The sequence below is a fragment of the Bacillus sp. 05T21 genome, from assembly GCF_056396785.1.
Map to the genome: position 1 here is coordinate 109,386 of NZ_JBFTMD010000015.1, position 26,639 is coordinate 136,024.

Below are 26,639 nucleotides of genomic sequence, written 5' to 3' on the forward strand. Positions count from 1 at the left end.
TCACCTCTTTTTTCTATTATATATGTTTTGTAAAGTAAAAAACGAGCAAATTGCGTTACGCAACTTGCTCGTTTTTCTTTTCTTTATTTTTTTTCTGATCACGATTCATTAATGGATAGAAGGCAAAGCCAATCCCGAATAAACCAATTCCGAGAAGAAATGTTTTTATATCGGATGCTCCTGTTTTAATAACCCATAGTGCATAGCAAATTGCAATAACTGCGACCACACCATCTATAATTCTTGCCCGTAACTCATTTTTATAAGTTTCACCAGTTGCGACCAGTTTTAACTGGAAGATTGGTGAAACGAGATATGGAATGAGGTAGGCTAAAGTTGATACTGTAATAACGAATGTATAAGCTTCCGCAATGGTTCCAGATAGTGTTGAGAATAAGAACACTTGCGACATAATGTTTGTTAATCGTAATGAGTAAATTGGACTTCCTTTTTTATTTGTTTTTGTAAAGAAGGAAGGGAAGAAACCTTCTTTGGCTGCTTGATAAGGTACTTCAGAGCTTAATAAAATCCAGCCTAATATTGAACCGAATAGGGAAGTAAGAGCAAGTAATGCCATAAGTTTCCCGCCACCATGACCCATTGCAGCGTTTAATGCATCTGCTAATGGACGTTCAGAAGCTTGTAATTTATCAACGTGAAGTACACCCATTGTTAAAATTGTAATTCCTAAGTAAATTGCAACTGTGATAAGTAATCCTGCAACAGTTGCGCGTTTTACCGTTTTTGGAGAGGTAGCTCGGTTTGATAAAAGAACGGCTGATTCAATCCCGATAAATGCCCAAAGCGTTGTAAGAGCCGCTAAATTTACTTGTGAAAGGAGGCCATGTGATACGCCTTCTTTATCGATCATTGGTGTGTACCATTGTCCAAATTTTGAAGCTTCGAACGCAAATAACGTAACAATGATGAATAGAAGGAATCCAGTTACTTTCGTTGTCGTTGCTAGGAAGTTGAGCTTCCCAGCTCCGCTTACACCGTTTGTTAAAATTAAATGTGTGCCCCATAGTAAGACGGAACAAATAGTAAATGTAATGAGCTTTCCAACTTCTATATCGAACGAGCCGATTGAAAATAATAGTCGCGTATCTTTCATAATCGGGAAGAAGAGTGATAAATATCCCGCGAAAGATGTAATGATGGCAACGTTACTTGCCCAGTTTGCAACCCAATATCCCCACACCATGCTGAAACCAGCCATTTTCTTTCTTTTTGGTGTTGAGAATAAAGCATATGCATGACTTTGTGGTCCTGTCGTTAAATCAGGACGACGAATTGCTAAATTACCGAAAACAAGAGCTAGCATTAAAACACCAAATCCTGTTGTTAACCAAGCTAAAGTGACACCGAGTGGGCTTGCTGTTTGTGCCAACGTACTTGGCACCATGAAAATACCAGCGCCAACCATGTTACCGACAACGAAAGCTGTTAGTACCCAAAAGCCCCATTTTTTTTGTTGCATAGAAAATACCTCCAAAGTTAGTATAACCAAGTCAAGCGAGGAGATATGTATGTCTTCCTGATAAGGAAGAGAAGGTCCAAACAAAACAAAAAAAGCACGTAATTTGCCGCTACATGCTTTCTATCTTATAAGAAACCCACGACATACCTCTCGATAGCTCTCCACAAACGAAACGTTTGTGACAGTTCTGCACTTATTAAATGCAGACCCAGCAAGCGTGCATGGTGGACACGACTTACTTCGGCAATCATTCCTTTCTCATTTCTTCATCAATGCCACTACATCTCCTGAAATGATACTTTTAATGATTGCAACCTCTACCTCACCGAGATACGAATGAGGATTTATGTATTAAATTAACATGTTTAAGAGTAACAAATGTATTTTTATACGTCAATGGATATAGTAATAATCAGATTATAGAGAAGAATTTGTTATTAGGTCCTGGAGGATTTTAACTAAAAAACAGCTGACCTAAATATTAGATCAGCTGCTACATATAAGATTATACTAAGTTTAATACAGTTACTTTTTGACGAGTCATAGACTCAAGGCTCTTACGAATACCTTGTGCGCCCATACCTGAACCTTTTACACCGATGAATGGGAAGTGGTCAGGGCCGCGCTCTGTGCGTCCGTTAATTTGAACAGAACCAGTGTCGATTTTGTTAGCAATTGCAAATGCTTTGTTAATGTCTTTTGTGAAGACACTTGCTTGCAGACCGAACTCTGATTTGTTAGCAATTTCAATCGCTTGTTCGTCAGAAGAAACACGGATGATTGGAAGGATTGGGCCAAATGGCTCTTCCCAAGCAACTTTCATTTCTTCTGTTACGTTGTCGATTAATGTTGGGTAAATTAGGTTGCGCTCACGTTTGTTACCGATAACGATTGTTGCACCTTTTTCAGCAGCATCGTCAATTAAACCTTGAACGAAGTCAGCAGATTTGTCGTCGATTAATGGAACGATTGTGCTGTTTTGTTCTGGAGATCCAACTGATAGTTCAGCTACTTGCTCTTTTAATAAGCCAGCTAGTTCGTCTGCTACATTTTCATGTACAAGTACACGCTTAATAGCTGTACAACGTTGACCTGAGTAAGAGAATGCACCGCTTACGATATGCTTTGCAGCTTCTTGTAAGTCTGCATCTTCACAAACGATACCAGGATCTTTACCACCAAGTTCTAATACAAGTGGAATCATCGCAGCTTTTTTCGCTAAATGTTTACCTGTATTTGTACCACCTGTGAACGATACCATATTTACGCCAGGATGTTCTACTAAGTAGTCACCAATTACAGAACCGCGTCCTGTAGCTACATTTACAAGACCTTTTGGAAGGCCAGCTTTATGAAGTGCTTCAACCATTTTAACACCGCTAATTGCACCTTGAGTTGCTGGTTTGAAGATAACAGCGTTACCCATAATAAGTGCTGGTGCAAGTTTTGCAGCAGATAAGTTTACTGGGTAGTTAAATGGTGCAATTGCTAATACAACACCAAGTGGTGCGCGCTGAATAATCGCAAGTTTAGATTTAGATCCACCAGGGAAGCTATCACCCATCATGCTTTCACCGTGCATGTGAAGTGCTTCGTCAACTGTGTAACGAATTAAGTCAGCTGTACGAACGACTTCTTTTTGCGCATCTTTATAGCCTTTACCGACTTCTTTCATAATGATATCGGCAATTTCATCTTGCATATTTACGAGCTCATCAGCCCATTTATATAAATATTTTGCGCGATCTTGTAGAGAAGCTTCAGCCCATGATTTTTGAGCTTCTTTTGCAGATGCAATTGCTTCATCTACTTCTCCTTGAGTAATTGCTTGTACTTGCCCAATTACTTCGTGTAAGTATGGAGATGGAATGTCGATTGTTTGACCTGAAGAGCTTTCTCTCCATTCTCCGTTTAAATAAAATTTGTACGTATTGCTAGTTGTCATGATTAGTCCTCCTAAAATAGCAACTTGTAAGAGTGAGTATAAGGTGATTGTAGGTGGTTTGATAATATTTTTCAAATGAAATGTTTGTGAAAACGATTTCTTACTATTTTTTTATTTTGTATGCCCTTTCTTACAGAAGATTCTCTTATTTCAAGCTGAATTATAAGCAGAATGCATCACTTTTATTTTTTGTGATAAAAAATTATTTTATTCTAAAGCGAAAAAAATAATTGACAGAATACTCAATAAAGTTGTAAGATTATAAATGGAAAATAAATGAAGGGGGTGTGCGTAATGATTGTAATCGTAAATGTAATGGGCTTAGCTCTGTTAAATGGCGGAAAACATTCATATCATTACGCAACCCGTGCGGATATATAGGACCTTTTTGTCTTATGAGAAGCGTACGTTGCGTATATCGTAACGTACGCTTTTATGCATTCTATTGCATATCGTCAAAGCGGCGGTATGCTTTTTTTTGTTTATCCCGCTATTTGCGGGCAGTAAGACTCCCGCCTCAAAATTCAGCTGGAGCAAAGAAGTTGGGATGGGAGTCGGGCTGCCCGTAAACGCCCGATTGGTGAAGGCTAATAATCAGTGGGGAATGAACAAAACCCCCACTGATTAAAGTTTCACTTTATTTTCCTTGTTACTATAAAAAATCAGAATTTGGAAGGTGGAAAAATGTGATGAAATTGTATGGCTTACGAAATGTAAATGTGATGGGTTTGGATAGCGGGTAAAGAAATGTGAATCAAACGGGAACGAGAAAGGGGAGGTTATATTGTTTTCAGTATTACTAAAGTTAAGCTGGTTTTTTAGAGAGCATTGGAAAAGGTATAGTATCGCAATTGGGGTACTTTTAATTGTAAACGTGATAGAGGTAATTCCTCCGAAAGTGTTAGGAATTACAATTGATAATATTAAAACGGGAGCCTTAACGAACGAGGCGATTATGCAATATATTTTTATTTTACTTGGGGTAACGATTGGTGGGTATGTGCTTACTTTCATTTGGCAGCACCAACTATTTGGCGGTGCGTTCGTACTTGAGAAAACGATGCGTTCAAAATTTATGGGGCATTTACTTAAGATGACACCGACGTTTTATCAAAAAAATCGTACTGGCGATTTAATGGCGAGAGCGACAAATGATTTAAAAGCAATCTCCATGACAGCTGGTTTTGGTATATTAACGCTCGTTGATTCTAGTCTATATATGCTTACAATCGTTTGTATGATGGGCTTTTCAATTAGTTGGCAGTTAACATTTGCTGCACTTATACCACTTCCGATTATGGCGTATGCGATGAATAGATACGGAAAGAAGTTGCATGAAAGATTTACAGTCGCGCAAGATGCGTTCGGGGATATGAACGATAAAGTACTTGAATCAATTGCGGGTGTACGCGTTATTCGTGCGTATGTACAGGAGAACGCTGATCAAGAAAGGTTTCATCAGTTAGGAGATGACGTATACGAGAAAAATATGAGAGTAGCAAGAATCGATGCATTATTCCAGCCGACTGTGAAAATGCTCGTCGGTCTTAGTTATTTAATTGGTTTAGTGTACGGTGCATATCTCGTATTCCAATCAAAGGTGACACTTGGCGAGCTCGTTTCTTTTAACGTCTATTTAGGGATGATGATTTGGCCGATGTTTGCAATTGGTGAATTGATTAATGTTATGCAAAGAGGAAATGCGTCGCTCGACCGTGTAAATGAAACGTTAGCTTATGAACCGGATGTAAAGAGTCCGAAAGATCCAAAGGTTGTACAAGAGCCAGATTACATTCAATTTGATAACGTTACTTTTTCATATCCTTCATCAATTGAAACAAATTTGAAAAATGTTTCGTTCTCATTAAAACAAGGAGAGACACTTGGAGTTGTTGGGAAAACAGGAAGCGGGAAAACGACGCTCGTTCGTCAGTTTCTTCGTCAATATCCACTTGGAGAAGGGGATATTGCGGTTTCTGATGTGAAGCTAGATAAAATTACGAATGATAACGTACTTGGCTGGATTGGGTATGTACCTCAGGAACACATTTTGTTCTCAAAAACAGCGAAGGAAAATATTTTATTCGGAAATAGAGAAGCGACTGAAGAAGAACTTGAAAAAGCGATTGAAATAGCTGCGTTTAAAAAGGATTTAGAGTTTTTACCGGAAGGTTTAGAAACGCTCGTTGGAGAGAAAGGTGTTTCTTTATCAGGTGGGCAAAAGCAAAGGATTTCGATTGCGAGGGCTGTTATTCAAAATCCGGAAATTTTAATTTTGGACGATTCTTTATCAGCTGTTGATGCTCGTACTGAAGCGGCAATTATTGAAAACATACGAACAGAAAGAAGCGGGAAGACGACGATTATAACAACGCATCGTTTGTCAGCAGTGCAGCATGCTGATTGGATTCTCGTTATGGATAACGGTGAGGTTATTGAAGAAGGTTCGCATGAAGCGCTCATTCGAAATGGGGGCTGGTATGCAGAGCAGTTCGAAAGACAACAAGGTGAAAGTGAAAGTACGGATAGTGGGGTGAAAATRTGAGTGTTTCAAAACGATTGTTTCAATACGCGATGAAAGTAAAAGGGCCGATTTTTGCAGCGATGGCGATGCTATTTGTTTTCGTTATTGCAGAACTCGCGGGTCCTTTCGTCGCAAAAACGATGATCGATGAGCATATCGTTGGAATAGAGAGACCCTGGTATGAAACAGAAAAGAGTGAGGATGCTGTTTCATATAATGGCGCCTTTTATAAGCGAAGTGATCGCTTTGAACAAGGTGAGCAAAAAGGGAAAGAAGTCCGAGTGATTCAAGTTGGTTTTCAGTACTATTTTGTACCGAATAAAATAACGCTTGAAGGAACTCGTTCTGTTAAGGGTGATGTGCTTACAGTACAAAGTGGTAAGGCAGTGCAAGTGTATAAATCGAAAGCCTTAACGAAAGAAGAAGTATTTGCGTTTTATAAACCAGAAATAAATAGGTTATTACTACTTGGCGGTGGATATTTCGCTTTATTAGTAGTCGTATCATTATTTGCATACGGAAAGCAGTTCTTCTTACAGAAGGCGGCAAACAAAATTATTCAAATTATGAGGGAAGACGTCTTTTCCCATATTCAAACGTTGCCAATTCGTTATTTTGACCATTTACCAGCAGGGAAAATTGTATCACGTGTAACGAATGATACAGAAGCGATTCGTGATTTATATGTAACAGTGCTTGCGACATTTGTCTCTAGTATCATCTATATTATCGGGATTTTCGCTGCGCTATTTTTACTTGATGTAAAACTGGCGGCGCTATGCTTACTTATCATCCCAATTTTAATTGTTTGGGCGATTATGTATAGAAAGTATGCGTCTGTATACAATCATAAAATGCGTTCGCGTTTATCGGATATTAACGGAACAGTGAATGAATCAATTCAAGGGATGCCAATTATTCAAGCATTTCGTCAAGAACATGAAACGAAGAAGGAATTTGAAGAGTTAAATGGTGATTATTTTAAATATCAAAATAAAATTTTAAATTTAAATGCAGCAACTTCGCATAATTTAGTGTCTGTATTAAGAAATATCGCTTTTACAGGTGTAATTTGGTATTTCGGTGGTGCTTCATTAAGTGCTTCTGGCCTCCTTTCTCTAGGGATACTGTATGCTTTCGTCGATTATTTAACGAGGTTATTCTCGCCAATTACGAACATGGTGAACCAACTTGCTAACTTAGAGCAATCGCGTGTTGCATCAGAGCGCGTCTTTGAATTGCTAGAGGAAAAGGGAGAGGCAGTAGAAGAAGAACGTATGCCTCGCTTAACCGGAAATGTGAAATTCGATAATGTCTCATTTTCTTATAATGGAAAAGATGAAGTATTAAAAAATATTTCTTTTGAAGCGAAACAAGGGGAGACAGTGGCACTTGTCGGTCATACTGGATCAGGAAAAAGTTCCATTATGAATGTGCTCTTTCAGTTTTATGAATTTCAAAAAGGGAATCTTACGATTGATGGTCACGATGTAACAGAGATGCCGAAACAAGCAACACGTGAACATATGGGAATTGTATTGCAAGATCCGTTTTTATTTAGCGGGACAGTGGCATCCAATGTAAGCTTAGAAAATGAAAAAATTTCAAAAGATCGCATCGTAAAGGCGTTACGAGATGTTGGTGCGGAAAGGTTTGCTAACAATATAGATGAAAAAATTACGGAGAAAGGAAGTACACTTTCAACCGGAGAACGTCAGCTTATATCGTTTGCTAGGGCACTTGCTTTTGATCCTGCTATTTTAATTTTAGATGAAGCGACTTCCAGTATTGATACAGAAACAGAAGCGATGATTCAACAAGCGCTAGAAGTTGTGAAGAAAGGACGAACGACGTTTATTATCGCTCATCGTCTTTCAACAATTAAGAGCGCTGATCAAATTATTGTGCTTGATAGAGGAACGATTTTGGAAAAAGGTTCCCATGATGAATTAATGAAAAAGCGCGGGCGTTATTACGATATGTATAAAACGCAAATGGAAGGAAACCAGAGTGCTTAATTTTTAGAAGAACTTGCGATTTTCGCAAGTTCTTTTTTGATCGGATTGTCCGCTTAGAAGTTAATATATTTCACCGGCTGAAAAACTTATAAATAAGTAGGTATTGTTTTACCTTTTTCTTTATAAATGCTATATTAAAAAATGTTACTTATTTTTTGTATGTAGCGCTATTTTTCCATTTTGTTTGATTATGAAGAAAAAGGTTAAACTAAATAAGAACATTTTCATTGAAAAATTGTTCGAAATTGCATACAATCAATATAGTTTTTAAATTCCTATCAGAATACTTGGAGGACTACTATCATGAAAAAGTTATTTTCAGTGCTTGCAGTAACTACATTAGCGATTGGGATTGTAGCGGGCTGYGGTAAAGAAGAGAAAAAAGATACAGCTAATCAAGATGCATTACAGAAGATAAAACAAAGCGGTGAGCTTGTAATTGGTACAGAAGGTACATATCCACCATTTACGTTCCACGATACAAACGATAAATTAACTGGGTTTGACGTTGAATTAGCAGAAGAAGTTGCAAAACGTTTAGGTGTAAAGCCTGTATTTAAAGAAACACAATGGGATAGCTTACTTGCAGGAATAGATGCAAAACGTTTCGACATGGTTGCGAACGAAGTTGGTATTCGTGAAGATCGCCAAAAGAAATATGACTTCTCTAGTCCATATATTTCTTCTTCAGCAGCATTAGTTGTTGCGAAAGATAAAGATAAACCTGCTACATTTGCTGACGTAAAAGGATTAAAAGCAGCACAATCTTTAACAAGTAACTACGCAGATATTGCTAAGAAAAATGGTGCGGAAATCACAGGTGTAGAAGGATTTAGCCAAGCAGCAGAATTATTAAGTTCTGGCCGCGTTGATTTCACAATCAATGATAAATTATCAGTGTTAAACTATTTAGAAACGAAAAAAGATGCAAAAATTAAAATTGTAGATACAGAAAAAGAAGCGTCACAAAGTGGATTCTTATTCCGTAAAGGTAGCGACAAACTTGTACAAGAAGTAAATAAAGCGTTAGAAGATATGAAAAAAGATGGTACGTACGATAAAATAACGAAAAAATGGTTCGGTGAAAATGTATCTAAGTAGCGCATTGATGTCAGATCGATTGTCTACTTGGATAGATATTATGCAGACTTCCTTCGCGCCTATGCTGAAGGAAGCTGTCTTTACGACAATTCCGTTAACGCTTATTACATTTATTATCGGTATTATACTTGCGACGTTAACAGCGCTCGCACGTATTTCAGGTAGTCGTATTTTACAATGGATTGCTCGTATCTATGTATCTATCATTCGCGGAACGCCACTTCTTGTACAGTTATTTATTATTTTCTATGGTCTTCCAACTCTTAATATTGAAGTTGAGCCATATACAGCAGCAGTTATTGGATTTTCATTAAATGTAGGTGCATATGCATCTGAAATTATTCGTGCTTCTATCCTTTCAATCCCGAAAGGACAGTGGGAAGCAGCTTACACAATTGGGATGACATACCCGCAAGCATTAAAACGTGTTATTTTACCACAAGCAACACGCGTATCAATTCCGCCGCTTTCGAATACATTTATTAGTTTAGTGAAGGATACTTCATTAGCGTCGTTAATTTTAGTAACAGAAATGTTCCGAAAAGCGCAGGAAATTGCGGCAATGAACTATGAGTTTTTAATTGTTTATTTTGAAGCAGGTCTAATTTATTGGGTAATTTGCTTCTTATTATCTATCGTGCAACAAATATTAGAAAAACGTTCAGAACGTTATACTCTAAAATAACCCTTTCATAAAAGGAGTTTTTGTTTTTATGATTTCAATTCAACATTTACAAAAAAGTTTCGGAGATAATACCGTATTAAAACATATAGACTTATCAGTTGAGAAGGGCGAAGTGGTTGTTATTATCGGGCCATCTGGATCTGGTAAAACGACATTCTTACGTTGTCTCAACGTGTTAGAAACGCCGAACGCTGGTAACATTCGCATCGGCAATAAAGAGCTCGATTTCTCTCGAAAAGTATCGAAGAAAGATATTGTAAATCTTCGTACGCAAACAGGTATGGTATTCCAGCACCATAATCTATTCCCGCATTTAACAGCACTTCACAATGTAATGGAAGGGCTCGTTACAGTGAAAAAGATGGGGAAAGAAGAAGCGAAGAAAAAAGCAAACTATTTTCTTGAAAAAGTTGGTCTTGCGGATAAAGTAGACTTATATCCGTTCCAATTATCAGGTGGACAACAACAGCGCGTTGGAATCGCTCGTGCGCTTGCGATGGAGCCGGAAGTTTTACTATTTGATGAGCCAACGTCAGCACTTGATCCTGAGCTAGTTCAAGAAGTTTTAAAGGTTATGAAAGAACTTGCTAAAGAAGGAATGACGATGGTCATTGTAACGCATGAAATGCGCTTTGCTCATCAAATTGCGAACCGTGTTATTTTCATGGATGGCGGTGTCGTTGTCGAACAAGGTACACCGGAAGATGTATTTACAAATCCAAAAGAAGAACGAACGAAGAAGTTTTTACAAATGTTGCAGTAAATTAAGGAAGGTCTCAGGGCATATGCCCTGAGACCTTTTTGCCATATATATTTATTTTTGGAATCCGCCAAGACTTTGCTCAGCCATTGCAACTAAACGTTTTGTAATTTCTCCACCAACAGAACCGTTAGCGCGAGCCGTAGAATCTGCTCCTAATTGTACACCAAATTCTTGAGCGATTTCGTACTTCATTTGATCGATTGCTGCTGTTGCACCTGGTACTACTAATTGATTGTAAGAACTTTGGTTTGCCATAGGAATATATCCTCCTTAGAGTTATAAAAATTTTTTTGGTTGGACTAGCTGGATTTGAACCAGATTATCGCCCCGTTTGGCGCTAATCCATCGGTAATTAAGTTTGTACTCATAGTATGGATGTTACCTAGAAAGATATACAAAAAAATAATTTGTAAATTTTGTAAAAAAATATTTCGTCATTTCGTAAATTATGAAATAAGAGTAATCGTTGTATTTTTAAGAAAGAAGGCTAAACTAAGAGCGAAATCATATGCGTTTTTTTCTTTGTATAACCAGCTTGGCTTACTTAACTTATGATTTGTTAAAGTGAGACAAATTCCAGTTTAGTAAAATGAAAATTAAATCGGGAGCAACTGCATAGTTCTGTTTTAAACCAGGGCAGGGCAGAAAAAGGAACTGACCGCGTCTATGCACGGCTAGATGCTCTCTTTAATCTAAAAAAGAAGCTTTTAAACGAAAATGTAATTAAAGTGAGATAAATTAAAGCTTAGTAAAATGAAAATTAAACGGCAACAACTGCATAGTTCTGTTTTAACCCAGGGTAGGGTAGAAAAAGGAACTGATCGCGTCTATGCACGGCTAGATGCTCTCTTCAATCTAAAAAAAGGGCTTTTTAATTGTTTTTAAACGATAACGTATGGAGGAATCATGATGGGAATTTGCCCGCTTTGCAACGCGCTAGAATCACAAACATATTCTTGTCAAAATTGCCAAGGTATACTCCAAGATTATGGGAAAACTGTAGATTACATAGACGATTACAGTGCATATATGGATCAAGAATTATTAAGTGCAGTAGACGGTTTAACACATAATAATTCACAGGAGTATTGCAATCATGTTTTTTATTGCGGAGTATGTAATGTGGAAACTGAAGTTGTAGTGAAGCTCGTTTAAATAAAAAACTTCCACCTTATGAAGGAGGTGGAAGTTTTTGTTTTTGTATTTGTGAGTTAATCATAGGGGAAGGGATGTTTTCGGTATGTGACGAAGGATCTGATTTTATTTGCGACATTTTTTCTTTCGTGTCGCGCAAAGAGTGTTCAGTTAAATAGATGGCATATTCATAAAATAATTGGCGCGTAAGTTCACTTTGTTCTTTTAACTTTTCATCTTGGAATACAGTTCGCCCCGGTTTAGAATTTGCTTCAAATAGCCACGGGTTTTCCGTGGTGTCTAAACCAATGTCAAAACCAATTTCTCCAATGTTCCCGGTTACTTGCCCATCAAGTGCATAACTGATTTGTAAGGCTGTTTGTTTTAGTTTATTTTCAATTTGAACTTGCTTTGTTGAATCAGGAAATAGTTCCTGAAGTAATTTCGTATCACCGCCGCTATTTACATGAGTTGTTAAGCTACCTTTGCCGGCGATTTTTGCGACGATTGCACTGACTACCCAATTACCAAAATGGTTTTTATTTGTATGAATGCGAAAATCGACGGGTTGCCCTTCGAAGCGGAGCAGTGAGATACCTTGTTGTACGATAAACTTTTTTAAATCATGTCCTTTTAACACATGGTTAAGAAGGGCTTCTAATGATTGATACTTTCTTAGTTTGTTTTGTTCATTTTCACGATAACGACAATAGTAGCAATTATCAGTTTGAGAATAGAGTATTTGATGAATATTTCTTCCGAAGCTACCGTGTATTGGTTTCATATAAATGTACTTATACGTACCGAGAAGTCGTTCTACTTGTTCAAAATGTTGAAATACTTCTGTATTTGGTAAGAATGGTTTAATTGAATCTTCTTTCATTAAAAGTTGATGCACTTCCCATTTATTGAAAAATCCCGGATTAAACCACGGAATCGCATAGTCGCTTTCTAAACGTTTTTTTGCTCTTACGATAGGTTTGTAATTTTCTGCTTGCCGATTTGGTAAACGGTCGTAAATGACATTTGGTAAAGGGACTTTGTTTTTTACCCATTTTCCTTCTTGAAAGAAGTACCCTTCAATTGTTTCCTCTTCCCAGTTTATATGTTGAAGGCCAAAGACAAATACAAATGGCTGTAATGTGAATGGTGGTGTTAATAACTCACTGAGAGAGATGGAACGACTTCCTAAAGGAGAATTAGAATCATCGTTAAAGCCAGTTGTGAAAATCCCGATTAATGGGCCGAAAACAATGGTTTGATTGTGTAAGAAGGCATGGATTGCCGTCGAATGCGGTAGTAAAAGATCGGCTGCAATCTGTTCGCCAATAATAATTTCTCGCGTGAATGAATAATGAATTTTAATATTCTCACATGTAATATAACGTAAGCCAAAGAAAAAGGATGTAATTGGTGGTGTAATAGAAAAAACGTAAGGTAAAGTAATACTATTTGGATGCTCATCTGAAATACTTAATGTATATATGTGCTCTTTCAACGGGGATTTCCTCCTTTCGTTATGGTGTAAATCGGCTAAACTTTAATGGACCATGAAAAATTTGTTCAGCCAGTTCGTCGTTGTACCTAGTATAAACTTCGTAAGATGGCATCGTATTGACGTACATAAGCCAAATGGCACCTTTTTGATCCATAATGGTAGAAAGCTCTAGTTCAAATAATGAAGAATAGGACTGATCGAGTGTTTTAAAAACTTCGGTTACAACATCATGTAAAGCATCTTTTAATAATTGGACGCCAGTTGGAGAAAGTAAATATTTAATTTTAGAAAATGGATGTAACATAGAACGTTCTGTTGCTGAAAGTAAAAATTGTGCTGGGAATGAAGATTTTTGTATAAATTGACCGAGCACTTTCCAATTCTGTTCTTTATTTTTTTGCATAATGGTTCGAATATGAATCGGATATGATAGTTGATTTGGAGGTTGTAACATTGGATGAATCATATAACGGAATGAGTGTATGTTCGATTTGCACCATGATATAAATTCATCTGTTCGTTTGAATTGAGTAGAAGTATGATGTTGTTCATTTATTGTCTCGATATGAAATGTTTTACTTTTGTAAGTGGCCCGATATAAATTTTCATTGGAGTGTATATTGATTGGTCTTATAATAATATCTCTTGTTTCTAGTAGTAATTTAAAAATTCCTTGTACTGTTCCTTTTATTATTTTTGGTACGTAAGGGGAAAGACGTTTATTAGTAAGAAAAAGATTGTGCAAATCGCTTGGGTTAATAAGTGTGTTGTTTAAAAAAGTAGTGGAAGAACGTTTGTGTAATGAATGAATAATCGCATTTGCTTGTTGGAATTCCTCATCCTCTTTGAAATGACAACGATCATATATATATGAAGGAATGGGAAAGGTTTGATCTATCCAATTTCCTGTATCTGTATCGTAAATAAGACCAGAAACAAGATCTGTCTTTGAATCAATGCTAAACGGTGTGAATTGGGCAACGACGTTATGATAAAGACGAGCTCGCTTAGCGATTTCGGTGTAATACGTTTGCTCGTGATGGAGCCCGGAAGTTAAAAGACCAAGAACCAACGAAATCACTCCTTTAGTAATAAGATGTTTGCATTATAGGCGAAGCTATATATTGCAAATACGTTTTTATACCATTATACTTTTGTCCGTATGATGATATGCTATAGTTTTGGAGAAGTGAAAGGTTGATTATGATGAATATATGGTTAAATATGTTAATAACGACAGGGCTCGGGGCAATTATTGGAGGATACACAAATCATTTAGCGATAAAAATGTTATTTCGTCCTCATCGTCCGATTTATATTGGGAAGTTTCAGGTTCCATTTACGCCAGGGTTAATTCCGAAGCGCCGCGATGAGCTTGCTGTTCAATTAGGTAAAATGGTTGTAGACCATTTGTTAACACCAGAAGGAATCGGAAAAAAACTAACAAATAAAGAGTTTCAAACCAGTTTAATTCGCTGGACACAGGTGGAAGTTGATAAAGTAATTACAAATGAACAGTCGTTACGGGATATGTTAGAAAAATGGAATTTAGAACATGTAGAAGAAGAGGCGATCGGGAAAATCGAGCATGTTATTACAGAAAAAATTCATGCATTTTTAGCAGAGCACTATACATATACATGGGAACAGGCGTTACCTCATTCTGTTCATGAAAAAGTAGAGAATGCGATTCCGAATGTAGCATCTTTTATTTTAAAAAGAGGAATTAGCTTTTTGGAAAGTGAAGAAGGAAAGGAACGCCTTTCAAAAATGATTGATGACTTTTTCGCTTCTCGCGGGACGATGCTTAACTTAGTTGGTATGTTTTTAGGGAATGTAAGTTTAGTTGATCGCGTGCAGCCGGAAGTCATTAAGTTTTTAGGACAAGATGGAACAGAGCGTCTGTTAACTGATGTACTGCAAAAAGAGTGGGAAAAGTTAAAAGGAAGAGACGTAAAAGAATTAGAAACGTTCGTAGAGAAAGAAATGATTGTGAACTCCATATTGTCAGCAGTTAAAGTAGAGGAAACAGTGAGTAGATTTTTAAATCAGTCTGTTCAGCAAGTATGTGAGCCAGTTCGAGAAACAATCGTTGAAAAAGTGGTCCCTAGCGTAGTAGAGAAAGGCTTGAAGTGGGGGACAGAAAATGTGGGAAGTATATTGGGAAATCTACAGCTTGCGGAAATTGTCCAGCAGGAAGTATCTACATTTTCAACAGAGAGACTAGAAGATCTCGTATTGTCCATTACAAAAAATGAGTTAAAAATGATTACATATTTAGGGGCGTTATTAGGGGGGACAATTGGATTTATTCAAGGCTTGTTACTCTTGTTCCTTAAGTAATAAAGATGGGTGTATAGAAATAAAAGTGAAATTTCTTCCCATCTCATGCATAGTTTGATATGGTAAGAAGAGGTGCGTATGTAAATGCACTTAAAAGGCAGTGTGAGCGAAAAGCGCTAGCCTTCTAAAGGAGGAAAAATAAAATGACAAAAAACATTCATGATGTTGCATATGAATTACAAAAAACAATCGCTGAAAACGAAGATTTCCAAACATTAAAAGCAAGCTACGCAGCAGTACAAGGAGATGCAGAGTCAAAGAACTTATTCGAAGAGTTCCGCGCGATGCAACTTGGCTTACAACAAAAAATGATGCAAGGTCAAGAAATCACTGAAGAAGATAACCAAAAAGCACAAGAAGTTGTAACTCGCATTCAACAAGATGCAAAAATCACAAAGTTAATGGAAACTGAGCAACGTTTAAACATCGTTATCACTGACGTTAACAAAATCATCATGAAGCCACTTGAAGAATTATATAGCGCGCAACAAGCGTAATGATGGAAGACGCTCCTAGTATGGGGGCGTTTTTTTTTGTGGGTAATTTGAAAGTCCTTCCACAAAAAAATTCCCGCCGAAATAGCCATGTGTTAGTGACTATTTTGACGGGAATATATGATGTATCTTTCAATTTCTCTTATATATATAATTACTTGTTGAAATACTCAGTTCTAATATTTTTTTCTTTCAAAAACTTTTCAATCTCTTTTTGCTTTCTACCATTAACTTTCTCAAAGCGCTTTGTAAAAGAAAAATCGGTCTTGAATAAGTTACCATCTTGAGCGATTTTTTCTATTTCTTGATCTAGTTCTACTGAAAGTGCCGTAGATGCTGAAATAAAATCATGAATTTCCTTCGAAGGCTGTTTGTAATCATTGGGGATCGTATTGTTACTAATAAAAGTATGGAAATTCGCATCATTTTGTTTTGCTAAATCTACTAGTTGTTTTAATTTCTCTCGGTCGGATTCCGTGACATTCTCGTCAGACATGGCTGACGAAAGTGGAACGATGTTTTCGTATAACTCTCCGCTATAATTTAAATACGTTTTTATATTTTTTTTCATTTCATCTTCGTTAATCGTTTCATTCTTTTTTGAGGAAGTGAATATAGTTTCTGGAATTTTAATCGTTACATCTTTAATAGATTGTACATCGTTTTCTTCCTTATGTTGTGCACTATTTGAACAAGCTGATAGAAATAAAATTGTAAGTAACATGAGTAGATATAAAGTATATTTCTTCATTTTAATCTCCTTTTACATTCATTATTATCTTTGTAAAATAGCTACATTCCATTTCAAATATTTTACTAAAAGTGCGTATATATGTTTTATCATTTGGTAAGATATTACGGATATGAGTAAGCCGATGCAAAAAGCGATGAACACATTATAAACATCGGAATAACTAATTTGATGAAATCCTTTAAAAAATCCTAACCCTATTAATAAAATAGGTGAAATGATTAATAATGGAGTGGCAATTATAAGTGCTAGAAGAATCGGTAATAAAAAGAGTAGTACGAAAAAGGCGATAATGATAAAGGCAAAGTTTAAAACACTTAAGCTCATAACAGAAAATAGTGCGGTTATCATATTTTTGAAGCTTCGTTTATTGTCCGCGTTTTGTATTGCATAGGAAACATTAAGTTCTTTAGCAATAGTGTTAGGGTTTCCTAGTTTTCTAGAAATTTCTTCTTCAGATTTTCCATCCTGTTTAGCACTGATAAAATGAGTTTCATACTCTGAAATAATATCTTTCTTTTCTGCATTAGGCATATTCCGCAAGGAAGAACTAAGTTGTTCCAAAAATTCACTTTTGTTCATAACAATCACTTTCCTTTATAAAATGATGAATTACAGCTGAGAATCCTATCTTTTGAAAAGGGGGATACGAATTACAAGGTGCGTTCCAATTATTGGGTATTCCAATATTTACAAATATATCATTTAGTAGTGTTCTTTGCAAGGTACTATAATCTTATTAATACTGTGATTAGATGGAATTTTTTCGTGCATTTTTAGAGGAGATATAAAAATATTATTTTAGGATAAACAAAGGGTTGTAAGCGTATTCCTTAGAGGTTGTCAAAAAACTGTCAAATTAATATTGTTGGAAAAATAATGCATTTGTAATATAATGATAAACAATACTTCACCACATTAATTAACTAGGTGAAATTAAAAATCTTTATTACACACATTATGAAATAAAGGAATGATTAGTTTGAGTACAGGTGTAAAAGCAAACGACGTGAAAACAAAAACAAGAGGAGCAGATCTTGTTGTTGATTGTTTAATTAAACAAGGTGTTACACATGTTTTCGGTATTCCAGGAGCGAAGATTGATTCTGTATTTGATGTACTGCAAGAAAGAGGACCAGAGTTAATTGTTTGTCGTCATGAACAAAACGCAGCATTTATGGCAGCTGCTATTGGTAGATTAACAGGGAAACCGGGCGTATGTCTTGTAACTTCAGGACCAGGGACATCAAATTTAGCGACAGGTCTTGTTACTGCGAATGCGGAGAGTGATCCCGTTGTTGCTTTAGCTGGTGCAGTTCCGCGTACAGATCGATTAAAACGTACGCATCAATCTATGGATAATGCTGCATTATTCGAACCAATCACTAAATATAGCGTAGAAGTCGAGCATCCTGATAATGTACCAGAAGCACTTACTAATGCATTTCGAAGTGCTACTTCTACAAATCCAGGAGCAACACTTGTAAGTCTTCCGCAAGACGTTATGACTGCGGAAACGACAGTAGAATCTATCGGTGCGCTTTCTAAGCCACAGCTTGGAATCGCTCCCACAAATCATATTGAATACGTAGTAGAAAAAATAAAATCAGCAAAATTACCAGTTATTTTACTCGGTATGAGAGCAAGCACCAATGAAGTGACGAAAGCAGTTCGTGAGTTAATTGCGGATACAGAACTTCCTGTTGTTGAAACATATCAAGCAGCTGGCGCGATTTCACGTGAGTTAGAAGATCATTTCTTCGGCCGCGTTGGATTATTCCGTAACCAACCAGGTGATATTTTACTAGAAGAAGCGGATCTTGTTATTTCTATCGGCTATGACCCAATTGAGTATGATCCGAAATTCTGGAATAAACTTGGCGATAGAACAATTATTCACCTTGATGATCACCAAGCAGATATCGATCATGATTACCAACCAGAGCGTGAATTAATTGGTGATATCGCTTTAACTGTAAATAGCATTGCAGAGAAATTACCGAAGCTTGTATTAAATACGAAATCAGAAGCAGTTTTAGAACGATTACGCTTGAAATTATCAGAGCAAGCAGAAGTTCCAAATCGTGCTTCAGAAGGTGTTACGCATCCACTTCAAGTCATTCGTACACTTCGTTCTTTAATTAGTGACGATACAACCGTTACATGTGACATCGGTTCCCATTCTATTTGGATGGCAAGATGTTTCCGTTCTTATGAACCACGTAGACTATTATTTAGTAACGGTATGCAAACGTTAGGTGTTGCACTTCCTTGGGCAATTGCCGCTACTTTAGTTGAGCCGGGTAAAAAAGTTGTTTCAGTGTCAGGTGACGGTGGTTTCTTATTCTCTTCGATGGAGTTAGAAACAGCGGTACGTTTAAATGCACCGGTTGTCCATCTCGTTTGGAGAGACGGTACATATGATATGGTTGCGTTCCAACAAATGATGAAATACGGTAGAACATCAGCTACAGAGTTTGGCGATGTCGATCTTGTGAAATATGCGGAAAGTTTCGGGGCGTTAGGTCTTCGTGTCAATACACCAGATGAATTAGAAGATGTATTGAAAACGGCATTAGAAGCAGACGGTCCTGTCATTATTGATATTCCAATTGACTATCGTGACAACATTAAATTAAGCGAGAAACTATTACCAAACCAATTAAACTAATGGGGGCATGAGTGAGATGACTGTTGCGCAATTAATTGATATTGATGCAAAAAGAACGAAAACGAATAATGAAGTATATCAAACATCTACAATGCTTGCGCTATTAGATGGTATATATGATGGTGTGATTAGCTTTGAGGAATTGAAAGAACGTGGTGATTTCGGCATCGGCACATTTGATCAATTAGATGGTGAAATGATCGCGTTTGATAACGAATTTTACCATTTACGTTCAGACGGCTCCGCAGAAAAAGTAGAGCCAGAGGAAACAACACCGTTTGCGACTGTAACGTTTTTTGAAAAAGAAATGAGTTATACGGTAGAGCATCCGATGAATCGCGAAGAAGTTGAAGCGTTATTACATGAATTAATGCCAAGTAAAAACTTATTTTATGGTATTCGAATGGATGGTACGTTCCGTGAAGTAAGAACGAGAACTGTTCCAAGACAAGAAAAACCGTATACGCCGCTCGTTGAAGTGACGAAATCACAACCGATCTTTTCATTTAAAGATACAGAAGGTACGCTAGCTGGATTTTGGACACCAGATTACGCGCAAGGTATTGGTGTGGCTGGTTTCCACTTACATTACATTGATGATGAAAGAAGCGGGGGAGGACATGTTTTCGACTATGTTGTAGAAAACTGTACGATCCAAATTTGTCAAAAAGCTCATATGCATTTAGCACTTCCTGAAACAGCTGATTTTATGGCGGCGGAATTATCAAGAGAAAACTTAGAGAATGATATTGCGGCCGCGGAAGGTGCGGAGTAAAAAGGAATCGAAATTATGTATTCTCTATATAAAGAACCGAAGTCTTGTTCAGGCTTCGGTTTTTTTCATTGATTTGCAATCTTCGAGTGAAATTCCCCTATCCAATTTCACTGCACCGCCTCATTATGTTTCTTTTGTAAAATGAAAACTCAATTTTGAAGCAAAAGAAATATAAATTTCTCTCCAAACATATACATCAAAAGGATAGGGGGGATATGATGGAAAACTCCATTACTATTAGTTTATGCATGATTGTAAAAGATGAAGAACAAACTATATCAAAATGCTTAGAATCGGTTAAAAGTGTTGTGGATGAAATTATTATTGTAGATACAGGTTCAACAGATGCTACAAAAGAAATTGTGAAGAAGTACGACGCGAAAGTTTATGATTTTCAATGGATTGAAGATTTTTCAGCGGCACGAAATTTTGCGTTTTCTAAAGCTACAAAAGAATATATTCTTTGGCTAGACGCAGATGACATAATAGATACGGAAGATATAAAGAAATTGTTGCAGTTAAAACATACGTTAGATCGTAGTACGGATGCAGTATCTATGAAATATTATTTAACTTTTGATATAGAAGGAAATCCAACACATTCTTTAAGGAGATATCGATTAGTCAACAGAAGTAAAAATTTTCAATGGTATGGATTTGTTCATGAATATTTAGAGGTGTATGGAAATCTTATAAATAGTGACGTAGGGGTAAGTCATAAAAAAGAAAAAGCATATACTAATCGTAATTTGAAAATATATGAAAAACATCTTGAGAGTGGAAAAGAGTTTAGCCCCCGCGATGTGTACTATTATGCAAATGAATGTAAGGATCACAGATTATTTGATAAGGCTGTTAAGGGGTATTCTAGGTTTTTAGATGAAGAAAAGGGTTGGGTTGAAGATAACATTCAAGCTTGTTTAAAAAGAGCCGAATGTTATTTAGAATTGGGGGACTTAAAAAAATCTATACAGTCTTGTTTGCAATCATTTACGTATGACACGCCTAGAGGAGAACTTTGTTGCCACTTAGGACGTGTATTTTTGCAACAGGGGGAATATTCTAAAGCGATATATTGGTATCATGCAGCAATTGACGGGCCCAGGCCAAAGGATTCGCCGTTTGTCCGAGAAGAGTGTCATACATGGTTGCCGCATATTCAACTATGTATTTGTTATGATCGAATAAAAGAACATGAAAAGGCAATTTATCATAACGAACAAGCTGCACAGTTCATACCTAATAATCCAAGCATTGAATATAATAGAAAATATTTTGATAGTTTATCGGAAAAATAATATTTAATAATACTAGATAATCATTTTGGCTGCTGAGAGGAGTTTGATTCATGCTCACAAGTATAATTATATTGACTCATAATCAATTACAATATACAAAAGAATGCATCCAAAGTATTAGAACTTATACAGTGGAACAAGAGTATGAGTTAATAGTTGTGGACAACGCGTCAACAGATGGTACTGTAGAATGGTTACAAAAACAATCGGATATTATGCTAGTGGAAAATGCGGAGAATATGGGTTTTCCAAAGGGATGCAATCAGGGAATTAAAGAGGCAAAAGGTGACAATATTTTATTATTGAATAATGATGTGGTCGTAACTGAAAATTGGCTAAGCAACTTAATTCGTTGTTTATATGAAAGTAAGGATGCTGGAGCGGTAGGGCCCGTAACTAATAATGCCGCTTACTATACTGCTATACAAACTTTTTATAAAGATATTGAAGGAATGCAGAAGTTTGCAACTTTATATAATCAAAGTGATAAAGATAAATGGGAAGAACGTATGAAATTAATCGGATTCTGTATGCTTATAAAAAAATCAGTGTTAGATGAAGTTGGATTATTAGATGAACGATTTACACCGGGGAATTATGAAGATGATGATTTGTCACTAAGAATGTTTGAAAAAGGTTATAAATTGTATTTATGTAAAGATACATTTATTCATCACTACGGAAGTGTCTCATGGAAAGAAGATAGTGTTAAATTTTCTGTTTGTTTACATGCGAATAATATAAAATTGTATGAAAAATGGGGATTTTATGGTGAAAGTTTATACATTCATTGTGATTTACTAGCGATTTTAGAGCGATTTGCACCTGATAAAGTAAATATTCTTCATATAGGAGCTGGATGTGGTGCCACTTTATTAAAAATGAAAGGGTGTTATCAGGCAGTTTCTTTATTCGGAGCAGAAAGTAATGAAAAAGCGGCAGCTCTTGCAAATAGGGTAGCTCCTACAACTTCTGCTGCGTATGACAAGTTACATGAGGTATTTATAGATGAAAAATTTCAGTACATCCTACTATCACATCCCATTGAGCCAGCGAAATTACCGCATGTCATACAATCTATGGCACAACTTTTAACGCCAACAGGAACTTTCGTTATGTCGAAATTCAATTTGGAAAATTATTATGCATTAAAAAAATAATGCTTTTAAGATTTTCTCTTTGGAGATGAACTGTATTTGGCAATGTTGGAGGAACAACGGTTTCTTTTATAGAAACAAAACCGAAATCCGATCCCGGATTTCGGCTTTTCGACGTGTGATGAATTACGAAAAAAGAGCTATCCTATAAGTTGGTTTCACTTACTTATAGGATAGCTTCTTTATTTTGAAACAAACGGGTGCTTTTCATAATAAAACCGCCATGGATAGTGAACGGCTTCTTCTGCATAATCAATGTTAATACGAGGACCAGCTAGTATGTTATGTGTGGATGATAAATGGTCTTCTTCAGGAACTAATTCAATATGTAACGTATCACTTTGAAGTGATACGCCGCGCTCTTCTAAAGTGATTCCGAGCGCGCCGCATAGTTTTCCGGGGCCATTTGTTAAGTTTTTATACTGAGCTTTCGTAATGTCAGTTTTATTGTAGCGCGCTAGTTTCATGTCTTCGATTCCATCTACAGGTACAAGAGCACGAATGAGAACTCCTTGCGGGGTGCCGATTGGTGCTGTAATTACGTTAAAGCAATGATACATGCCGTAAATTAAATATACGTAAGCATGTCCTGGTGCGCCGAACATTACTTCTGTTCGATTAGTCCGTCTGCCTCCGTAACTATGAGCGGCCTTATCATCTGGACCTTTGTATGCTTCTACTTCTACAATAATTCCGCTCCGCTTTATGCCGTCTACAATATGAACGAGTTTATGTCCGAGTAACTTCTTTGCGACTACTAACGTATCGCCTTCATAAAAAGAAGGTGGTGCCTGCATTGTACTATCTCCTTTGCCAGTTGTATATGTATATAGTAAACCAAATTTTCAGTAGTAATTCTAACTCGTTCTATTTACTACATTTATTTCATAAATTATGGATAGAGTACAACAGCGAAGAGGGGGAGTGCGACATGATTTATCGCTTACTAGCTCTTAATATAGATGGGACACTACTATACAACAACGGAAAAATCGCAAAAGGGTTACGGGAGACAATTGACTTTGTGAAAAGAAAAGATGTATACGTTACATTGTTTACGAATCGTAATTTTCAATCTGCTCATAAAATAGCGAAGGCGTTAAAATTAGATTCTATATTAGTTACACATGGTGGTGCTTTCGTTTCAGCAACGTTAGATAAGCCGTTCGCTCAAAGGAGATTATCTGAAGAGAAAACCTTTAATATCGTGCAAGTGTTAGAGCATTTTGATTGTAATGTTCGCATTTCTCATGAACGATATTCAATTGGGAATCGTGAGAGAAATACACCAAACTTAATTGCGCGTACTGTATTATCAAGCGCAGATCCATTATTTTATCCGGTTCAATTTGTAGATTCGCTAGGGGATGCACTGCGTGATCATCCAGTAGCTGCACCAAAAATTGATATTGTTTTCCATACGAAAGGTGAAAAAGAAAGAGGGATGAATACGTTAAGAAAGGCATTTCAAGATGTGGAGTACGTTGAGTGTGATGAGAGACGTATAGAAATTCTCCCTCAAAATGTATCAAAACTACGTGGTTTACAATTACTTGGGGAGCATTTAAATATTAACCTTAGTGAAATGGTTGCGATTGGAGATAGCGTAGAAGACTTAGAGGTAATTGAAAATGTTGGGCTTGGGGTAGCAATGGGGAACGCTCCTGTAGAATTAAAGAAAGCCGCAGACTGGATTACACGTTCTAATACTGAGAACGGCGTAGAGTATATGATTAAAGAGCATTTTCGTAAGCAATTCCCGCTTCCTTTTTTAAAGAATCATAAACATACACCGAAACGATGAAAAAAGAAACGTAGCATTTTCGCTACGTTTTTTTGTCGACTTTATTTGAAAAGTTTAAATCAATATTCCAATAAGAAATAAAAGCGTTTCAGGGGGTGAATTGCGTCTGGAATCTATACAATTCACTTGAATACTCTAGGAAACTGTTGTAGAGTGGATGATGTTGCCGAAATAGTTACACCACATGAAATGTTCTCCAGATTAATTTTATTGAGCTCCCGTACGTAAAAACATTTCCGCGTGATAGTTTAGTTCACGTATTATCTCAAAAATGAATTGTAGTAATTTTATTAATTAGTTGTAGAGTTTCTTTGTTTTATTTAAATGGATTATTTTAAATTAATGTGAGTAAGACTTGGTACATATGAAATGTACTTCTTTTGTGGGTTTAGGAAGTTTAAAAGGGGGAATGAATTTCTTGAGGAAATCATTTAATCAAAAAGTAAAAAAAATAAGTAGTAGTTTTATAGTTGTATTACTAATATGTATGAATTTTTTAATCCATTTACCATTTAAAGCAGAGGCAGCTACAACAGAATTAAAAGGTTTAGGTGATGTATCTTATTACAACGCCATCATTTTTGGAGATCATAGTGCAACGAGTGCGGATATTGAGGGTGCGATGGCTGTTCAAAAAAATATGAACGCATCAAGTTATACAGTCCTAGCGGCTGCAACTGGAGCAAACAACTTAGCTGGAGCAACATGGAAAGATGAAGGATATCCATCATTATTACTAGGTGGTCAATTTACGAAAGCGGGAGCAGGACAAGTAATCATCCAAGATGGAACAGTGGCGATGACAAAAGATGGTGACCCAGAAGGTGCAATGAAGTCATCTTATGACCGTATCTCTTATAAAGAGCAAGCAGAGATTGATGCCAAGTTCAAAGAATTTAGAAAAGACGTTGATGGTGTAATTGGAGATGCGAGTCAATTACATACTGATAAACCAAAACCTAATATGAGTTTTGGCATCGGAGAGGATGTAAACAATCCTAATATTTATGTTTCTTCAGGCTTAACAGGAAAGAAAACATTTGATGTAAGAGATGTTTATCTTCCGAATGTAAATAACAAAGACTTTATTGTTATTTATTCAGACGCAGAAGAAGTGAATTTTGGTAGCGGTGCAATTTTGTACGATACGAAAAATACTGGGATGGCAACAGACTTAATTAATACATCACAAGCATATGATCCTAATTCACCTTTTACAGAGTTAGCTAGTAAAGTAATTTGGGTGTTTCCGAATGCTACAAAAATATCAACAAAAGGATATGGCGTAGTAGGAAGTGTATTTGCTCCAAATGCTGTTGTAGAGACAAAGGGTGGTTCTATTAATGGACAAGCCTATGTTGGGGGATTACATCAAAGAGATGGATTTGAGGTTCATAATTTTAAATTTAACTGGCCGAAATGGAAAAAGCCATCAGTTGAAAAAGGAAATTTACAAATTAAAAAAGTTGATGCAAACGATGAAAACATTGTTTTAAAAGACGCAAAATTTGATGTTATAGACAAAGAGAATAATGTTGTGGCTACTGTTACAACAAACGAAGAGGGTATTGCGGAAGTTAAAGATTTACCACTTGGTGACTATTTTGTAAAAGAAATTAGTGCACCAGAAGGATATATAAAAGTTGATACACCAGTAAAAGTAACAATTGATAATACAAAGGTAATTGAAATTGTTATGAAGAATACGAAAAAGGTAGAGAATGGTCAATTTAAAATATTGAAGAAAGATAGTGAATCTGGTCAACTTCTACCAGGTGCAAAGTTTGATGTTATAGATAAAGATGGGAACGTTGTCGAAACAATTATTACAGATGGTAAAGGTGAAGCTTTATCAAAACAACTTCCAGTTGGAACATATACATTAAAAGAAGTTGAAGCACCAAAGGATTATGAACTATCATCTAGTTTAGTTCATGTTGATGTAGCTGCTAATAAAACAGTGACTGTAGATGTGTTGAATAAAAAGATCGTTGAAAAAGCTACAGGTCAATTTGAAATCGTAAAAGTAGATGCAAATGATAAAGAGAAACTATTATCAGACGCAGAATTTGAAGTGTACAAAGATGGTAAAAAAGTAGATACGTTACGAACAGATAAAACAGGTAAAGTAATATCTACGAAATTAGAACCAGGAAAGTACACATTAAAAGAAACGAAAGCACCACAAGGATATAAGT

Annotated in this window: 22 protein-coding genes and 1 riboswitch; of the genes, 14 read left to right on the forward strand and 8 right to left on the reverse strand. The window is 36.3% G+C overall.

Annotated elements, in window-relative coordinates; translation table 11 throughout:
• Positions 1–55: 55 nt before the first annotated feature.
• Both AC1DKZ_RS22385 and gapN read right to left on the reverse strand, forming a co-directional pair.
• Positions 56–1,480: an amino acid permease gene (locus AC1DKZ_RS22385; protein ID WP_219301324.1), complete on the reverse strand. Its 1,425-nt coding sequence runs from the start codon at positions 1,478–1,480 to the stop codon at positions 56–58.
• Positions 1,481–1,626: 146 nt separating this feature from the next.
• A riboswitch (Lysine riboswitch) is annotated at positions 1,627–1,808 on the reverse strand.
• Positions 1,809–1,985: 177 nt separating this feature from the next.
• Complete coding sequence (gapN, locus tag AC1DKZ_RS22390) at positions 1,986–3,425, reverse strand: NADP-dependent glyceraldehyde-3-phosphate dehydrogenase (RefSeq protein ID WP_002010835.1); 1,440 nt, start codon at positions 3,423–3,425, stop codon at positions 1,986–1,988.
• A 784-nt stretch (positions 3,426–4,209) separates the two neighbouring features.
• Here gapN and AC1DKZ_RS22395 point away from each other — a divergent pair.
• The 5 genes from AC1DKZ_RS22395 to AC1DKZ_RS22415 all read left to right on the forward strand — a co-directional run bounded on the left by AC1DKZ_RS22395 (position 4,210) and on the right by AC1DKZ_RS22415 (position 10,516).
• A complete protein-coding gene (locus tag AC1DKZ_RS22395) occupies positions 4,210–5,970 on the forward strand; it encodes an ABC transporter ATP-binding protein (RefSeq protein WP_476997057.1) in 1,761 nt (586 codons plus the stop codon).
• Positions 5,967–7,967, forward strand: a complete 2,001-nt coding sequence (locus AC1DKZ_RS22400; protein ID WP_476997072.1) for an ABC transporter ATP-binding protein — start codon at positions 5,967–5,969, stop codon at positions 7,965–7,967. Before AC1DKZ_RS22395 ends, AC1DKZ_RS22400 begins: the two co-directional genes overlap by 4 nt.
• 303 nt (positions 7,968–8,270) lie before the next feature.
• Positions 8,271–9,068, forward strand: coding sequence for an amino acid ABC transporter substrate-binding protein (locus tag AC1DKZ_RS22405; RefSeq protein ID WP_002010840.1), 798 nt, complete (start codon positions 8,271–8,273; stop codon positions 9,066–9,068).
• Positions 9,055–9,753 (forward strand): amino acid ABC transporter permease, encoded by a 699-nt coding sequence (locus AC1DKZ_RS22410; protein ID WP_033706449.1) that lies wholly within the window; start codon positions 9,055–9,057, stop codon positions 9,751–9,753. The genes AC1DKZ_RS22405 and AC1DKZ_RS22410 overlap by 14 nt, the downstream gene beginning before the upstream one ends.
• A 28-nt stretch (positions 9,754–9,781) precedes the next feature.
• Complete coding sequence (locus AC1DKZ_RS22415) at positions 9,782–10,516, forward strand: amino acid ABC transporter ATP-binding protein (RefSeq protein WP_476997058.1); 735 nt, start codon at positions 9,782–9,784, stop codon at positions 10,514–10,516.
• Positions 10,517–10,567: 51 nt separating this feature from the next.
• On the opposite strand, the gene sasP is transcribed toward AC1DKZ_RS22415, so the two are convergent.
• Entirely contained in the window at positions 10,568–10,771 is a 204-nt protein-coding gene (sasP, locus tag AC1DKZ_RS22420) for a small acid-soluble spore protein, SasP family (RefSeq protein WP_000013349.1), read from the reverse strand.
• Between the two features lie 654 nt (positions 10,772–11,425).
• Here sasP and AC1DKZ_RS22425 point away from each other — a divergent pair.
• Entirely contained in the window at positions 11,426–11,671 is a 246-nt protein-coding gene (locus tag AC1DKZ_RS22425) for a hypothetical protein (RefSeq protein ID WP_002087367.1), read from the forward strand.
• Positions 11,672–11,687: 16 nt separating this feature from the next.
• Here AC1DKZ_RS22425 and AC1DKZ_RS22430 read toward each other — a convergent pair whose 3' ends face one another.
• Positions 11,688–13,148 carry a YheC/YheD family endospore coat-associated protein gene (locus AC1DKZ_RS22430; protein ID WP_476997059.1) on the reverse strand — a complete coding sequence of 487 codons (1,461 nt, stop codon included), beginning with the start codon at positions 13,146–13,148 and terminating at the stop codon, positions 11,688–11,690.
• A 19-nt stretch (positions 13,149–13,167) separates the two neighbouring features.
• The gene (locus AC1DKZ_RS22435) at positions 13,168–14,220 is read right to left on the reverse strand and encodes a YheC/YheD family protein (RefSeq protein WP_476997060.1); all 1,053 of its coding nucleotides are present in this window, start codon (positions 14,218–14,220) and stop codon (positions 13,168–13,170) included.
• Between the two features lie 125 nt (positions 14,221–14,345).
• Between AC1DKZ_RS22435 and AC1DKZ_RS22440 the strand changes: the two genes are divergently transcribed.
• Complete coding sequence (locus AC1DKZ_RS22440) at positions 14,346–15,491, forward strand: DUF445 domain-containing protein (RefSeq protein WP_476997061.1); 1,146 nt, start codon at positions 14,346–14,348, stop codon at positions 15,489–15,491.
• Between the two features lie 143 nt (positions 15,492–15,634).
• Entirely contained in the window at positions 15,635–15,988 is a 354-nt protein-coding gene (locus AC1DKZ_RS22445; protein ID WP_088035249.1) for a YlbF/YmcA family competence regulator, read from the forward strand.
• Positions 15,989–16,139: 151 nt separating this feature from the next.
• Here AC1DKZ_RS22445 and AC1DKZ_RS22450 read toward each other — a convergent pair whose 3' ends face one another.
• Both AC1DKZ_RS22450 and AC1DKZ_RS22455 read right to left on the reverse strand, forming a co-directional pair.
• On the reverse strand, positions 16,140–16,736 hold the full coding sequence (locus AC1DKZ_RS22450; protein ID WP_476997062.1) for an NDxxF motif lipoprotein: 597 nt from the start codon (positions 16,734–16,736) through the stop codon (positions 16,140–16,142).
• Positions 16,737–16,760: 24 nt separating this feature from the next.
• Positions 16,761–17,318 (reverse strand): HAAS signaling domain-containing protein, encoded by a 558-nt coding sequence (locus AC1DKZ_RS22455; RefSeq protein ID WP_476997063.1) that lies wholly within the window; start codon positions 17,316–17,318, stop codon positions 16,761–16,763.
• Positions 17,319–17,718: 400 nt separating this feature from the next.
• On the opposite strand from AC1DKZ_RS22455, the gene alsS reads away from it, so the two are divergent.
• From alsS to AC1DKZ_RS22475, 4 genes are all read left to right on the forward strand, one after another.
• Positions 17,719–19,407: an acetolactate synthase AlsS gene (alsS, locus tag AC1DKZ_RS22460; RefSeq protein ID WP_476997064.1), complete on the forward strand. Its 1,689-nt coding sequence runs from the start codon at positions 17,719–17,721 to the stop codon at positions 19,405–19,407.
• 16 nt (positions 19,408–19,423) lie between these two features.
• On the forward strand, positions 19,424–20,182 hold the full coding sequence (gene alsD, locus AC1DKZ_RS22465; protein WP_476997065.1) for an alpha-acetolactate decarboxylase: 759 nt from the start codon (positions 19,424–19,426) through the stop codon (positions 20,180–20,182).
• A 218-nt stretch (positions 20,183–20,400) separates the two neighbouring features.
• Positions 20,401–21,480 carry a tetratricopeptide repeat-containing glycosyltransferase family 2 protein gene (locus AC1DKZ_RS22470; protein ID WP_476997066.1) on the forward strand — a complete coding sequence of 360 codons (1,080 nt, stop codon included), beginning with the start codon at positions 20,401–20,403 and terminating at the stop codon, positions 21,478–21,480.
• A gap of 50 nt (positions 21,481–21,530) precedes the next feature.
• Positions 21,531–22,640 carry a glycosyltransferase gene (locus tag AC1DKZ_RS22475; protein ID WP_476997067.1) on the forward strand — a complete coding sequence of 370 codons (1,110 nt, stop codon included), beginning with the start codon at positions 21,531–21,533 and terminating at the stop codon, positions 22,638–22,640.
• Between the two features lie 179 nt (positions 22,641–22,819).
• Here AC1DKZ_RS22475 and AC1DKZ_RS22480 read toward each other — a convergent pair whose 3' ends face one another.
• Entirely contained in the window at positions 22,820–23,434 is a 615-nt protein-coding gene (locus AC1DKZ_RS22480) for a DNA-3-methyladenine glycosylase (RefSeq protein WP_476997068.1), read from the reverse strand.
• Positions 23,435–23,568: 134 nt separating this feature from the next.
• Between AC1DKZ_RS22480 and AC1DKZ_RS22485 the strand changes: the two genes are divergently transcribed.
• Together AC1DKZ_RS22485 and AC1DKZ_RS22490 are read left to right on the forward strand one after the other, a co-directional pair.
• Positions 23,569–24,441, forward strand: a complete 873-nt coding sequence (locus AC1DKZ_RS22485; protein WP_476997069.1) for a Cof-type HAD-IIB family hydrolase — start codon at positions 23,569–23,571, stop codon at positions 24,439–24,441.
• A gap of 409 nt (positions 24,442–24,850) precedes the next feature.
• Positions 24,851–26,639, forward strand: a 1,789-nt coding sequence (locus tag AC1DKZ_RS22490) for an MSCRAMM family protein (RefSeq protein ID WP_476997070.1), incomplete at its 3' end; no start/stop codon positions are given.

Excerpts from the sequence above, each read along its gene's own strand:
- AC1DKZ_RS22480 (WP_476997068.1), bottom strand. The coding sequence starts at position 23,434 with ATGCAGGCACCACCTTCTTTTTATGAAGGCGATACGTTAGTAGTCGCA.
- AC1DKZ_RS22385 (WP_219301324.1), bottom strand. The coding sequence starts at position 1,480 with ATGCAACAAAAAAAATGGGGCTTTTGGGTACTAACAGCTTTCGTTGTC.
- AC1DKZ_RS22470 (WP_476997066.1), top strand. The coding sequence starts at position 20,401 with ATGGAAAACTCCATTACTATTAGTTTATGCATGATTGTAAAAGATGAA.
- AC1DKZ_RS22455 (WP_476997063.1), bottom strand. The coding sequence starts at position 17,318 with ATGAACAAAAGTGAATTTTTGGAACAACTTAGTTCTTCCTTGCGGAAT.
- AC1DKZ_RS22410 (WP_033706449.1), top strand. The coding sequence starts at position 9,055 with ATGTATCTAAGTAGCGCATTGATGTCAGATCGATTGTCTACTTGGATA.
- AC1DKZ_RS22485 (WP_476997069.1), top strand. The coding sequence starts at position 23,569 with ATGATTTATCGCTTACTAGCTCTTAATATAGATGGGACACTACTATAC.
- AC1DKZ_RS22425 (WP_002087367.1), top strand. The coding sequence starts at position 11,426 with ATGGGAATTTGCCCGCTTTGCAACGCGCTAGAATCACAAACATATTCT.
- AC1DKZ_RS22445 (WP_088035249.1), top strand. The coding sequence starts at position 15,635 with ATGACAAAAAACATTCATGATGTTGCATATGAATTACAAAAAACAATC.
- alsD (WP_476997065.1), top strand. The coding sequence starts at position 19,424 with ATGACTGTTGCGCAATTAATTGATATTGATGCAAAAAGAACGAAAACG.
- gapN (WP_002010835.1), bottom strand. The coding sequence starts at position 3,425 with ATGACAACTAGCAATACGTACAAATTTTATTTAAACGGAGAATGGAGA.
- AC1DKZ_RS22475 (WP_476997067.1), top strand. The coding sequence starts at position 21,531 with ATGCTCACAAGTATAATTATATTGACTCATAATCAATTACAATATACA.
- AC1DKZ_RS22415 (WP_476997058.1), top strand. The coding sequence starts at position 9,782 with ATGATTTCAATTCAACATTTACAAAAAAGTTTCGGAGATAATACCGTA.
- sasP (WP_000013349.1), bottom strand. The coding sequence starts at position 10,771 with ATGGCAAACCAAAGTTCTTACAATCAATTAGTAGTACCAGGTGCAACA.
- AC1DKZ_RS22450 (WP_476997062.1), bottom strand. The coding sequence starts at position 16,736 with ATGAAGAAATATACTTTATATCTACTCATGTTACTTACAATTTTATTT.